The following is a 13,392-nucleotide window of genomic DNA, read 5'->3' on the forward strand; positions in this document are numbered from 1 at the left end:
TACGGTAGTAGCTGTGAGCTCTCAAATTTCCCCTTTAATTCTTGCCGCACACGCAACTGCGGCAATGCCCGGCCTGCAAATCGCTGGTTTGATCGAGCCATACGACAATGACGGATCGATGGCGCGCCAAGGAGTGGTTGACACGCTGGGTAATCGTTGGGTTATTTGCACGCCTTTAACTGACCAGGCGGGAGCAGACATTCAAGCCCAATCAACACTTCTGCGCATCTTACACCGCTCTTATGAGAAGGGGTTTTTGCCGTTTGACGCTCCCGTTCCCGTGGCGAACAAGAACAGTGCGGACGTGCGCGTGATCGTGCACCCTCAGATGCGGGGCAAGGCGGGCTCTTGGGAAGAGATCGAGAATTCCCAAATGCTTGTGCGCTCCATGGCGAAGTCCATCGCAGCGCTACACAATTTGCCGGCCGAAGCGATTGAGTTCACCGGGTTGCCAGTCTATTCAGCGTCGGAAGTGCAAGCGAGGCTACAGCGCTTACTTGAAGAGGGCGTAGCGGCCGCCACGCTACCCCCGAACCTGTTTGAGCGTTGGGAAAGCGCGCTAGGCGATGAGAGCTTGTTCCGATTTGAATGTGTGCCCGTGCATGGAGATCTCGGCCCAGATTCTTTCCTTTGTTCGGGCGGCACGGTATCTTCAGTTTCCGCATTCGCATCAGCTCATCTGGGCGATCCGGCTGAGGATTTAGCGTGGATCCTTTCCGCATCTGCGCAAACGCAAGAGGAGTTCTTAACTACATACCGCGACTCACGCAAGGGCGAGTCCGATCTTCATATTTTGACGCGCGCAAGCCTGTGGGCCGAGCTTGCCCTGTTGCGTTGGCTCTTGCACGGCAAAAGGACCGAGGATGAGGCCGTGATTGGGGACGCCAAGCAGATGTTGAACGATCTAGCGGACGAGGTTGGAGACGACGCTCTGGTACCAGGCCACGCTCAAGACCTTGCTGAGGACACCCCGTTCGACCTGCGGGTAGTCGACGAAGTGCTCCCAACTACCCCGCAGGTCGATCCGAACGCTCCCACCGTTAATCTCAGCGCTATTTTGAATCGCGAGGACGAGGACTAAAGCTCCTTACCAGCTGATCCCACTGCTGTTCAAAGTTGTAGTCTGCGAGGAGATTTTCCAGGTCTTCTAAACGCACCAGCCGCTGGCTTGGCTGCGCATCACCGCCTCCCAGGAACACCAAAACCGCATCGACTTGCGATTTGTCTACTCCCTTTTGTTTGGCCAGAGCGCGACGGTAGATTTCCAACTGCGTGGCGTATGCGCGGATGTACTGATTTTTGGCGCCTAGCTGGGGTGGGGCGCCAGTTTTCCAGTCAAGTACCACCCATTTGCCATCGCGATGAAGGACCGCGTCGTAGCGGCCACGAATAGTTATTCCGCTCTTGGTGTAGGCAAAGTCCGCTTCTACAGAGTGCACGCCTTCGGGTTTTTCACCGAGCACTTGCCTGGCGCGCGCGGCAAGTAGCTCTAGTCGTTTCTGCTCGTCTCCGCCCAGCTCGGGCACGCCACCGCCATCGCCTACCGAATCGAGGTCAGTGAGCGGCTTGTTAGTTGCCGGCTCAAGGGCATCATCCAACTGGCCCGCTTTGGCAAGCCACTGCTGTGCCCAGTTGTGAAACACTGTTCCGATTTGGGCAGCCTTACTGGGTTCGTGTGGGATTGGGCGGCGAACCTGCAGTGCGTACCTATCTGGATCCTCGAGTAGTGCGGGGGCTTGCGTGGCATTCAGCCGGTCTATTTCAATCACCGTCACCGGATCGTGAGGGCGATTTTGCCGCGCTATCGCATCACGCACCGAGGTAGCTAAGAATGCTATTTCAGCGTTCCTCTCCGCTAAGCCGCTGCCCTGCGAAGCTTCGAGGAGCTTGTTAATAACTGCGTCAAAATCAGCACTCTCACTTGGCTCGCCGCTGTATTCCTGTATGGCCTCGCTAACGGCCTGCGCCGCCCCCGTCATGAGCTCTCGCGACCTAGAGGGCATGGCCGGGAAGAGCGCACTTTCAATAGTGTCTTCTTCTGGCGCTTGCGCATCTTCGAGTTTTAACACTACCGGCTGAGGGATCTCATCAGTCCCATGGCCGGCGAACTCTTCGACTGAGACTGGAATGGCCAGCGGATCGGTGGAAACATCTGCGGACTTTCCCTGCACCATTTGCATCAAGTAGCGCGAAGGCGCCAACTGAGTTTGACCGGCATACCAGGAGCCAGACAAAACCAGCTCATCAGATGCTCTTGTCCAAGCCACATATGCGAGGCGGCGTGCCTCAGCCAGTTCATGCAGGCTGAGCTGTAAGCGATACTCATCGAATGCTTCCTTAACTCCCACAACGTCCAGGCCCATCATTTCAGGCAAGGCGGGCAAAATAACTTTGCCCTCGTGCGTGCTATCGAGACGCATATCGTATGGGATCTCTCCCAGTTGCGACATCCAACCACTGGATGGCTGGATGCTGGGCAACGGCCCGTACAGGTCAGTAGTTTTCTTGAGGGCCGAGTTTCTGGCATCGACAACGCCCGGGAAGTCCGATTCCGTTAGGCCTACCACTAACACCTTGTCCCATTCCAAGCCTTTCGCCTGATGAATGGTTAGCAGTAGCACCAGCCCATCATCGGGTTCACTCACGGGGGCTTCCAATCTCTCCTCTGTTTCAAGCGTAGTGTCGATCCATTCCAAGAAGTTCTTCACCGAAGCGTAGGGGGTTTCGGCCTCGTAGTTGGCTGCGAATTCAATGAAAGCATCTATTGCTACTTCACCCTGGTTGTCGAATGGGTCTGCCGCGATGTCGAGGTCAAGGTCAAAAATCTTCACGATTTTTGAAATGAGCGTGGTTATGCCGGCATCCATGTGTTCGCGGGCCAGATCAAGACGTTTAGAAAGAAGGCTAATGCGGCTATGCGCTTCAGGGCTGAACCCCTGCGTTCCGCGCTTTTTCCACCCCACCTTTGGCGGGGTCAAAACAGCGTCAAGCAGAAACTCCACGCGCAGATCCGCACCCGCTTGCGATTGCTGCGCATTACCTTCCGACTTATCCGCCTTTACTTCTGGCTTATCCACGTCACCGGCAACAGTTACACGATGTTTGCCAAGCTCTCTGGCCCAGTCCCACAAGATCCTAATGTCCGTGGAGGAAAGGTCTAGGTTTGCAACCAGGCGCATGACGGCCGCCCCATTGTCAGGCACGGCGAGGGCGCGCATGACCGCAACAATGTCGGTTACCGCCGGCTCAGTGAGCAGACCTCCAACACCCACAATCCGCGCATTCACCCCTAGCTTTTGCAACTGGGCATAAAGGGGCGCAAAGAACTTTCGTTTGCGCGACAAGATCGCGATTGACGGTTGTTTTTTCCCCGCCGGCACGTTTTCTTGCCAGCGTTTAACAAGGCGCGCAACCAGCTCGAACTCTTCTTCGCGCGTGGATGGGAACATGTACTTCACCACCCCGCTCCCCGGATGATTTGCATTGGCACGCAGGCTTTGCATTTCGATCTGGCTGGCAAGCTCCGTGTGCGCAAAGGCCTCACCGCGCGCTTGGGTTTCCACCTTGTCCGCGCTAGCAACTACGTTCGCAGCCTCGAGGATAGCGGGCCAGTTACGCCACGCGTCACGAAGCTCGAGCACGCCGCCGCGGCCGCGAGTGTCGAAATATGGAAGAAACATTGAAAGTGAAGCTGCTGACGCGCCGCGCCAACCGTAAATCGCCTGGTTTGGATCGCCAACTGCGGTAGCGGCCGTGTCTTGAAACAGGCTGGAGAACAATTGTAGCTGGCCTACCGACGTGTCTTGGAACTCGTCCAACAACACGGCGCGGTATTGGGCGCGTAGTTCGTCCGCGATAGCAGGGTTGGTATCAATTATTTGGCGAGCCAGCGCCAACTGATCCGTGAAGTCAATGAGGTCGTGTTCGCGCTTGTAATCCCAATACCGTTGCACCAATGGCATCAGCAACGCCTTATTTTCCGTGCGCGTCACAAAACTTTTTGCTTGGGCTGGCAGGGCCTTGCGTGTTCGACCCGTGGCGCCCGTACCCGGGCCCGCAGCTTTAATAGTTGCTACAACCCGTTTAAAATCTTGTGCCGCTTTGGCTGGAACAACCTGGTGTTCAGTGAGGCTTTGGGAAAGGGACAGTATGGCATCTCGCATGGTGGCAAGCTTTGCGTCCTGCGGTAGCGGGCCGGTGTATTCCTGCAACAGACGCTCAACCACCTGCCAAGCCCGGGCGTCACTGAGTTGAACGACGGAGGGGCTTACCCCAATTTGGAGGCCGTATTCGCTCACCAAGTTCTTCGCAAACGAGTTGTATGTGGCGACAGTTGGTTCCAGTCCGATCGTATCCGCTTCACCAAGCAGGCCCGCTTTGCGCATCAGGTCAAGCTGGCGCAAGATCCTCTCGGTGAAGTTAGCGGTAGCTTTTCGCGTAAACGTCAGGCCCAGAATCGAATCAGGTTCAAGACCGTCACGATACATGAGGTAGAGGGCACGAAGTGACATCACTTCAGTTTTTCCAGAGCCGGCGCCGGCAATCACGAGAGTGGGCACACTGTCAGCCTCAACTACTTTGGCTTGGTCGGGTGAAAGCATGATCTTTTTTTGTCCCGGTTCAAGTTGGGCATTGAGAGCTGCAACAAACTCCATCGCGTTGAGTTTCACTACAGTGTCCTCCTTCCTTCATCCTGAGCTGGGCAAATGTTTTTCACCGGACAACTTCGGCATGTATTTGCGCTGGGTGTTGCCAGGAAGGTATTTCCTGCCGCTAATTCAGCGGCGAGTTTAATAGCTTGTGCCAGTTGCTCTCGCTGATCCAAAGCCGGCGGTTCTTTTTCTGTCCGCTCGCCCTCACTAAAGAGGGAATGCTGAATGTACTTGTCTGGAGATTTTTCTTTAAGCGCTAGCAAGCGGGCCTTCTGCACGTTCTCACCGCGCGCATGTAGCGCGAACTGGTAGGCCGCCAACTGCAAATGGTTCTGCGTGTCTTTTTGTGATGGGACTCTACCCGTCTTGATATCCGTAACGACTACGCCATCTTCAGTATGTTCGAGTCTGTCGATTCTGCCCGCGATACGCAGTTTGGTTCCATCAATCTCAACAACTTGTGCAAACGGGTGCTCGATATCGACAGTCTTCCCCTTCCAAGCTGCAAGGTAGTCCGCAAGCTTCTTAACCTTTTCTAGCGTGCTTTCATATTCAGCCATACCAAGGGCAGTGTTGCGATCGAAATACTCGTCATCCCACAACTCATCCAAGTGCGATTTGAGCTCTTCAAAGTCAGCCTCGGGCCATTCTTCCGCCAGCTTGTGTACCAGGTTGCCCGTCAAAATCGCTTCGCTTGGGGGAACTGAGCCACCGTGGCGACTCAAGAACCATCTGGCCGGGCAATCGATCAACGTTTCGATTTGTGAGGGCGACAGGGTGACCATCTGGCCGGCCTCATCCACCGCAGGGGTGAGGCCACCGACACCATTCCACACGCGCGGATTAGCCTGATCTACGCCCGCTCGGGCAAGCAGGGCGAGGAGGCCCGCATACAGTTGCGCATCGTCTTCTTCTAAGCGTTGCGCTAACTTTTGGCGTAGTGCCCCTACTAGTGAGCGCGTGTCTATACCTGCAGGCACCGGGGTTACCGGCAGGTGGTAACCATCAATCAATGGAGTTTCCACCCATTTAGCGAGGCGGTAAACAAACTGGGAGGGGACAGCATCCTCATTTTGCACTGCGGAAACGTGCAAGGCAGATTTAGCTCTGGAAACCGCTGCAGCCAGCTGGCGATACTCCTCCGTTAAAGCAGCCTTCCTTCTGGCTCGCCCCGTATTCCACGACTCTTGATTTGCCCACTCCTGCGGACTAAGCGAACGCAGTTGCGCGATGTCGCCAGCTTGACTGAGCTGGTCACGAAGAGCCAAGTTTGGCCAAGTACCATCTTGCATTGAGGCCAGGTAGACAACGTCCCACTCCTGGCCCACTGCCTCAGAAACCGTCAGGATCTGCACGCCGATTGGCCGCCTACCTACCTGCGCAAGATTGTCGGTGGGTAAGCGCTGGGCGAGGAGCTCGCTGGCAAATTGCTGTGCACTCGCGCCCGGGTTACGTTGCTGCCACACGTCCGCGCTTCTAAACAGCGACACCACGGCATCTAAGCGTTCGTCGAACACCGCCGAGTCAGTGCCGGGCCGAATAGCACGCTGGCGCCAATCATCACAAACACCCGCGAGTTCCCAAAGCTTCCACAGGGCAATCTGCGGGCTTTCGCCGCAAACCTTTCGCCCAAGCTTTAGTAGGGAAAACGCTTTCATAACATCATCCAGCACTTCAGCGAGGCCAACGTTGCGGGCGCGGTCTTTCAGCTGCTGAATCTCGGGCCTATTGGAAGCTAAATCTTCACACATTTGCAAAATGGACGTCACATCGGGGTCAATACGCGCCCGATACACGTCGCTTAGCTTGCGTAGCTTCGCTGTATGAGCATTCACCAGCGGGCTTCTTAGCAACCGGTCAAAAAGCTCCGAATCAGTGGGGCCAAACGGATCTGAGTTGAGTAGAAACAGCAGAATAGCAGTGGTCTGGTTTGCCGCATACACGGTTGCGCGACTGCGAATGGTGCTCTCAATACCATTGCGCATCAAGCTGAAATGCAGGCGCTTCACGTCCGCACTATTACGCGTGATAATGACCTGTTGATCCAGTGGCACCGGCTCACTAATACCCGGGCCACGGCCCAACTGGTAGCGTGTAATCATGCGGGCAATCGCGTTAGCCTCCTGCGCCGCCGAACCGTAAGTATTGACCGAGAGGCCAGAGTTGTCCTCACTAGAATCAACCGCTCCCATAAGGCGGTGGCGCGCATCATGGCGAACAGTGGTCTGCTCCGTGGCCCGTTGGACAACTGCCCGAAGCTTTTGATTTCCCCTGTGCGTGGGACCAAGGGAGAAGCTTTCTGCTCCTAACCGATCACTGAAACGCACATCCAGGTGCGGCTCGCCGCCGCGATACACCGAAACGGCAACATCGGAATCAGCCGTCACTACAAGCCGTGTTCCGACTGCGTGTAGCGCTTCAAGCAAACTCAGGGTTGCCCGCGTGCAATCCTGCAGGTCGTCAACCACTACCGCCGCAGGCGCATCTAGGTTTGCGACTACGCCCTCGTCCTGCGCATCTTCTTGCCAGCGCATAATGATCTGCGCGGCGCGTTCTTGCAGCTCGGCAGATTCAAAACGTTTCCCAACATCGCCAGATTCACGCTGAGCCTGCTCCTGCCAAATCTGCATGAGGCGACCGGTGGAAACCCAAATTTCGCGGCCCAAATCGCGGCCCACGCTCTCCAGTTTATGACCGTCCCAACCAGCCTCACGCGCCCGCGCCATGAGGTTACGAATCTGCATGCGGAACTCGGGCATTTCCAAAGCATCCGTTAAAGATTGTGGCCACTCCACCAGCTCGGCCTCGATCGCTTCGGCCAACTCCAGGTCTTCCTGCGCGCCCGTCAGCAGCTGTGGGGCAGGGAGCGGATCCTTGCGCTCTACGTACCACCTCGAAACAAACGAGTACGCGAGCGCAACCGGCGTGCGCACGGGCCGAACGATACCGGGCAGAGCCTGCTCCCCCGCACTTTGTAGCAGATCCACGCGCAACCTGTCCGGCGTCACGATGAACACGTCACCGCCTAACTTTTCCCGCAACTCGCGCGCAACCGCGAGCGCCACTGACGTGCGGCCCGAACCCGGACAGCCGCGAATAACTGCCGGCCCATCATGGCTGACCACCTGGCGAACCACTTGCCTATTTGCCTGGTCAAGCTCTCCAAAATCGGCCGGGCGGCCCAGAGCGAGCCGCACTCCGCTACGTGTTTGCGCGTGGATTGTTGTCATAGTTGTATTCCACCACAGGGGTGGGACAAAAGTTTTGCAAGCGGGATCGCCCGTCGCGAAAGCGCCTCGTTTTGCCTACGATAGGAACAAACGACGATAGGAAAACTATGATCATTCAGATTGGAATTACCGGCGTTACGCGCGAGCTTTCGTTCGAAGTGAAGATGAGTGAGGACGAACTGTTTAGCAAAGTCCGCCAAGCGCTGGACGGTAAGACGAACCTTGAGTTCACCGACGCGAAAGAGCGCCGCGTCATCATTCCCAGCGACAAACTTGGCTACGTTCTCGTAGCTGAATCCAAGCGCGGGCCGGTGGGCTTCACCGTATAGCAAGAGCCAAGCAAAAACGGTCGGACTACAGCGTAGTCCGACCGTTTCTTTTACGTGAGGCTGGCCGGCCTCACTCCTTCTAGGCGTGCAAGTGCACGGCCGCTAGGCGCTCCTTGTGGGCCTTGGAAACACGATCCATGAGCTCATCCGCGTCGGTTCCCGAAATGATCTCCGGGTTAGTGAACAAGAACGCGCGCACCAGCGAAAGCGCTTCTCCCCCCACTCGCCTGGTCCACAAAGACAGGCGCGCCTCCAGCTGTTTATCCTCCGCCACTGCCGGTTCGAGGCGTTCGCGAACCCATTCACCGTGGCCAAAATCGTTGACGTCTTTCGCGTAGTCTTCCTGCCCCTGCAACTGCGCGATCTCACGCAGCGCATCCGTGAAAATACCGATCGCAACATACGTCTTAGTCATGCGCTCCCACCACGTGGTTGGGCGCAGGCGCGCATCAATATCATCCAAAAGACCCTCGTACGGAGCGATGGCCTCCACAATATCCACGCTGGAGCGCTCCGCAACTTTGCACACGTACTTGAAGTTCTCCCACGCTTTTCCCGACATGTTTGCCATATCCACGTGCTCCCAAGGTTTTGGCGCCTGGTCGCCATCCTTAGCAAGACGAGTTTGCGCCGCAATCGCCGCGTAAGCTCCGATGCCCAACAAGTTCTTATAAGAATCGTTATTAGCGGTCAAAGTAGCCTCCAAAGCCTTAGCCCCTTTGCGAAGTATCCATTCCATACTACGTTGAGGACGCCCCAAGCAACCGGTTTAGAACGAGTTTTGCCCCGCTACCCGCCGCTTAGTGATCAACGGCACTAAACGTGATCACAGCGAAAATACTGCTACCCTGAAAGGGAACACGCCGTTCGCACCGGAATGGTTTTTGGCACGCAAAAGATTTTTCTTTAATGAATTGCGTGAGCGGTACTACACCTACTTTCACTTTGTTGATGCTCCCAAGGCGTGCAGGAGAGCTCCAAAGTGAGGAAGACTAGCGCTACTTTGCTTGAACAAACTGAAGAAACCAAAACCTATTCTGCTGGCGTTGTGAACCTTGAAGGCGTTGCCCTTCCCGAAAACACCGATGAAGCCAAAGCTGACATCGAGGGAGAGGTCACCGCCGAGGAGTTGGCGCAAAAAACGTTTGCCGATTTTGGCGTGGCCGCAGATTTCGCGGATGCACTTGCCGCAAAGAGCATTACCTACCCGTTCCCCATCCAGGCTCTAACTCTGCCCGTAGCGTTGGGGAAGCGCGACATTATCGGCCAAGCGAAAACCGGAACCGGCAAGACCCTCGGCTTTGGCTTGCCCCTCCTCATGCACGTGGTACGCCCCGACGATCCGGATTACGCGAAGAAAGTACACTTCCCTGACCTTCCCCAAGCCCTCGTAATCCTGCCTACGCGCGAACTGTGTAAGCAGGTGACGCGCGACCTGCGTGAGGCGGCCGCTAACACCTCCATTCGCGTAACCGAAATCTATGGCGGCGCAGCTTTTGACCCGCAGATCAAGCAGCTTAAGAGCGGCACCGACGTGATTGTGGGAACGCCCGGACGCCTCATTGACCTTATGAAACGCAAGGTTCTAAAGCTCACTAACGTACACACGCTAGTGCTTGACGAGGCCGACGAAATGCTGGATCTGGGCTTCTTGCCCGACGTGGAAATCCTCATATCGCGCGTTCCTGCGGACAGGCACGTCATGCTGTTCTCTGCCACCATGCCGGGCGAAGTGGTGGCGCTTGCCCGCCGCTACATGCGCCAGCCAACCCACATTCGCGCGCAGGATCCGGAAGACTCCTCGCCCACCGTTGCTAGCGTGAAACAAGTGATATACCGTTGCCACGCCCTGAATAAACTCGAAGTTGTCTCTCGCATCCTGCAGGCACGCGGGCGCGGCCTCACCATAATTTTCACGCGCACCAAACGCACCGCCGCGTCAGTCACACGCGACCTCGCATCGCGCGGTTTCGCCACCGCTGAGCTGCACGGAGACCTCGGCCAGGGCGCTCGCGAACAATCAATGCGCGCGTTCCGCAACGGCAAGGTAGACGTGTTGGTGGCAACCGACGTGGCGGCGCGCGGCATTGACGTTGACGACGTCACGCACGTTATCAACTACCAGTGCCCCGAAGATGAAAAGACCTACGTTCACCGCATCGGCCGCACGGGCCGCGCAGGCGCATCCGGCACTGCCGTCACGTTCGTGGACTGGGATGACGTGCCGCGCTGGCGCCTCATCTCTAACGCGCTCGGCCTGGGCGTGCCCGAACCGCTAGAGACCTACCATACGTCCGAACACCTCTACACCGACCTCGACATCCCCACGGATGTGACCGGCAGATTGCCTCGCAGTGAGCGTACCCGCGCCGGACTTGAGGCCGAAGAATTTGTGGATGTTTCCGGCAAGGGCGAGCGTGCCCGTGGGCGGGGAACCCGCAGGTCAGGCTCGCGCGGGCGAAGCGGGCAAAAGCGCGAGCGCAAACGCACTCGTCGCGGAGCAGGCGCCTCGCACACCCCGGACAAGCGCAAATCGAGCCGGGGACAATCAGCTGATTCTACACCCGGCAAGACGAAAGAAAACCAGGCGCCCCGCCGCAAGCGCACCCGCACGCGCAAAAACTCAGCCAAGTAAGCGAGGCCCGCCAGGCCAGGGCAACCAACGCTTATGGCCTATGGCCACAGGATCGAGAGCCTGCCCTGGCTCTCGATTTCTTGGATCACTTCAAGGGGTGTGGTGTGCTCGCCCAACTGGTTCGGCTTGCCCGCGCCGTGGTAGTCCGAAGAACCCGTAACCAGTAGGCCACGCTCGCGAGCCACCTGGAGTAAGAACTCCTGATCTGCGGACGGGTTATCGCGATGGTGCACCTCCAGGCCAGCCAAACCGGCCTCTGCCATGTTGTAAACCACCTCGATAGGAAGCACCTTTTGCCGGGCGCGAGCCCGCGGATGCGCAATGATGGGAACCCCGCCCGCAACCCGCACTTTTTGCACCGCCACCACGGGATCCTGCGCCCACAAGAACTGGTAGTAGGGGCCGCGCGGGTGCAACACCTGCGCAAACGCCTCATCTCGCGTGGCAAACGAGCCCGCCCGGATCAGCGCGTCCGCAATGTGGGGCCGCCCCACTACGCCCGCGTCCCCGCCCGCTCCCGCAACCACGTCTTCCCACGTGATCGGGTAATCCTGCGCGATCTTTTCAACCATGATCTTCGCGCGCTCACGTCGTGACTGCAGTACCTTCCGGCTGGCTTCAACCAGCGCGGGATCGTGCGGATCGTGCAGGTAGCACAGCAGGTGAACCGTGATTCCTTGCCAGGCGCAAGACATTTCCATACCGCGGAGCAGGGCAACACCGGCCGCGCCAACTTCGCGCGCAGCTTCGGCGTGGCCCCAGGTGACGTCGTGATCTGTAAGCCCCACCATGTCCAGCCCCGCATCAGCAGCCCTATGCATCAGTTGCGCGGGCGTGTCCGTCCCATCCGAATAGTTTGAATGAGTGTGCGGATCAATCTTCAACATGCTCCCAGCTTAAGCGGCCTGGGCACTGGGATGACTATTGACCAGCAAAGTTAGACAATAGGCACATGAGCGAAAAAGAATCAGTAGAACAGTCCATGGCTGCGCGTGGCAGCAATCGTTCGCGCCGCCCCAACTCGCAAGCATTCAAAGATTTCATTGGCACCAACTGGGGGCCGCGCCCCTGCGAGCTACCTGCCCGCGCAGAAGTTGCCGACTATTTGCAGGCTCGCCACGACCTGGTTGGCGAAGCGTTCAAAGGCGAGCGCCTCGTAATCCCCGCCGGCGGATTGAAAGTGCGTAGCAACGACACGGACTACAGGTTCCGCGCCCATTCCTCATTTGCACACATGACGGGCCTGACGGGCGAGCTTGAACCCGACTCGGTTCTTGTTCTTGAGCCCACCGAAGATGGATCGGCCCACACGCACGAAGCCGTTCTTTACTTCAAACCGCGCGCGTCGCGCTCATCCGAAGAGTTCTACGCAGACTCGCGCTACGGCGAATTCTGGGTTGGTGCGCGCCCCTCATTAGAAGAAATGGAGGCGCTCACCGGCCTGAAGGTGCGCCACATTGATACGCTGCGCGACTCACTTTCAAAGGACGCTGGCCAAGTGTCTTTGCGCGTTGTGCGCGAGGCGGACGCCAACATGACTGCCCTTGTTGACGAGATTCGCCAGCAGGTGGGCTTACCCCACGGCAATGATGCGCGGCAGACAGATGACGCACTCCAACAGCAGCTTTCCGAGATCCGTTTGCAGAAGGACGCGTGGGAGCTTCGCGAAATGCAACGAGCTGTGGACGCCACCAAGGAAGGCTTCGAGGAAATCATCAAGCAACTTCCGCGCGCCACGAACCATCCGCGTGGCGAACGCGTTGTTGAGGGCGCATTTGGTGCTCGCGCCCGCGAACTAGGTAATGGCCTGGGATACGACACGATCGCAGCGTCAGGGAATCACGCGAACACGCTGCACTGGATAGATAACGACGGCGAGGTTAAAGCCGGCGACTTGATCTTGGTTGACGCGGGCATTGAGTTGGATTCGCTCTACACCGCTGATATCACGAGGACGATGCCGGTTAGCGGTAAGTTCACCCCGGTGCAGGCCAAGGTTTACAACGCTGTGCTGGACGCGTGCGAGGCGGCGCTCGCCGTAGCGAACAAGCCGGGCGCTCGCTTCCGCCACGTACACGAGGCCGCAATGGAGGTCATTGCCGCGCGCCTGGAAGAGTGGGGCATTTTGCCCGTTTCGGCAGAGGAATCTCTAAAGGTAGAATCGCAACTCCACCGCCGCTGGATGCCGCATGGCACGAGCCACCACCTGGGCCTAGACGTGCACGACTGCGCGCAGGCAAGGCGCGAAATGTACTTGGACGCCCTGCTGGAGCCAGGCATGGTGTTCACCATCGAACCCGGCCTGTACTTCCGCGCCGACGACCTCGCTATTCCCGAAGAATTTCGCGGCATCGGCGTGCGCATTGAAGACGATGTCGTCGTAAACGAGGACGGCACTGTCACCCGCATTTCAGAGGACATTCCCCGCACGGTAGCTGACGTTGAGGCCTGGATCGAGCGGGTACAAAACTCCTGACAATGATTTAGAATGCCCGATCCAAAAGGTCTGCGGAAAATAAAAATTGCGGCCACATGGCCGCAATTTT

8 protein-coding genes are annotated in these 13,392 nt (G+C 57.6%); 4 read left to right on the forward strand and 4 right to left on the reverse strand.

What is annotated here, in order from left to right; genetic code table 11:
• Positions 1 to 13: 13 nt before the first annotated feature.
• Positions 14 to 1,081: a phosphotransferase gene (locus tag HMPREF9238_RS03235; protein ID WP_051109764.1), complete on the forward strand. Its 1,068-nt coding sequence runs from the start codon at positions 14 to 16 to the stop codon at positions 1,079 to 1,081.
• Here the strand turns inward: HMPREF9238_RS03235 and HMPREF9238_RS03240 are convergent.
• Both HMPREF9238_RS03240 and HMPREF9238_RS03245 read right to left on the reverse strand, forming a co-directional pair.
• On the reverse strand, positions 1,053 to 4,670 hold the full coding sequence (locus HMPREF9238_RS03240; RefSeq protein WP_016444014.1) for an ATP-dependent DNA helicase: 3,618 nt from the start codon (positions 4,668 to 4,670) through the stop codon (positions 1,053 to 1,055). The two genes, HMPREF9238_RS03235 and HMPREF9238_RS03240, sit on opposite strands and share 29 nt — an antisense overlap.
• On the reverse strand, positions 4,670 to 7,882 hold the full coding sequence (locus HMPREF9238_RS03245; protein WP_016444015.1) for a UrvD/REP family ATP-dependent DNA helicase: 3,213 nt from the start codon (positions 7,880 to 7,882) through the stop codon (positions 4,670 to 4,672). Before HMPREF9238_RS03245 ends, HMPREF9238_RS03240 begins: the two co-directional genes overlap by 1 nt.
• 107 nt (positions 7,883 to 7,989) lie before the next feature.
• On the opposite strand from HMPREF9238_RS03245, the gene HMPREF9238_RS03255 reads away from it, so the two are divergent.
• Complete coding sequence (locus HMPREF9238_RS03255) at positions 7,990 to 8,211, forward strand: DUF3107 domain-containing protein (RefSeq protein ID WP_016444016.1); 222 nt, start codon at positions 7,990 to 7,992, stop codon at positions 8,209 to 8,211.
• A 79-nt stretch (positions 8,212 to 8,290) separates the two neighbouring features.
• Here HMPREF9238_RS03255 and HMPREF9238_RS03260 read toward each other — a convergent pair whose 3' ends face one another.
• Positions 8,291 to 8,905 (reverse strand): ferritin-like fold-containing protein, encoded by a 615-nt coding sequence (locus HMPREF9238_RS03260; RefSeq protein ID WP_040316465.1) that lies wholly within the window; start codon positions 8,903 to 8,905, stop codon positions 8,291 to 8,293.
• Positions 8,906 to 9,193: 288 nt separating this feature from the next.
• Here HMPREF9238_RS03260 and HMPREF9238_RS03265 point away from each other — a divergent pair, with 288 nt between their 5' ends.
• Positions 9,194 to 10,846, forward strand: a complete 1,653-nt coding sequence (locus tag HMPREF9238_RS03265) for a DEAD/DEAH box helicase (protein ID WP_016444018.1) — start codon at positions 9,194 to 9,196, stop codon at positions 10,844 to 10,846.
• A gap of 38 nt (positions 10,847 to 10,884) precedes the next feature.
• Here HMPREF9238_RS03265 and HMPREF9238_RS03270 read toward each other — a convergent pair whose 3' ends face one another.
• Complete coding sequence (locus HMPREF9238_RS03270) at positions 10,885 to 11,733, reverse strand: PHP domain-containing protein (protein WP_016444019.1); 849 nt, start codon at positions 11,731 to 11,733, stop codon at positions 10,885 to 10,887.
• 65 nt (positions 11,734 to 11,798) lie between these two features.
• Here HMPREF9238_RS03270 and HMPREF9238_RS03275 point away from each other — a divergent pair, with 65 nt between their 5' ends.
• Positions 11,799 to 13,322: an aminopeptidase P family protein gene (locus HMPREF9238_RS03275; RefSeq protein WP_016444020.1), complete on the forward strand. Its 1,524-nt coding sequence runs from the start codon at positions 11,799 to 11,801 to the stop codon at positions 13,320 to 13,322.
• Positions 13,323 to 13,392: the final 70 nt, after the last annotated feature.

Origin of the sequence: Gleimia europaea ACS-120-V-Col10b, assembly GCF_000411155.1 — a bacterium.
GTDB lineage: Bacteria > Actinomycetota > Actinomycetes > Actinomycetales > Actinomycetaceae > Gleimia > Gleimia europaea_B.

Bases quoted from the DNA above. Each gene is read 5' to 3' on its own strand.
- HMPREF9238_RS03245 (WP_016444015.1), bottom strand. From the start codon at position 7,882: ATGACAACAATCCACGCGCAAACACGTAGCGGAGTGCGGCTCGCTCTG.
- HMPREF9238_RS03255 (WP_016444016.1), top strand. From the start codon at position 7,990: ATGATCATTCAGATTGGAATTACCGGCGTTACGCGCGAGCTTTCGTTC.
- HMPREF9238_RS03270 (WP_016444019.1), bottom strand. From the start codon at position 11,733: ATGTTGAAGATTGATCCGCACACTCATTCAAACTATTCGGATGGGACG.
- HMPREF9238_RS03275 (WP_016444020.1), top strand. From the start codon at position 11,799: ATGAGCGAAAAAGAATCAGTAGAACAGTCCATGGCTGCGCGTGGCAGC.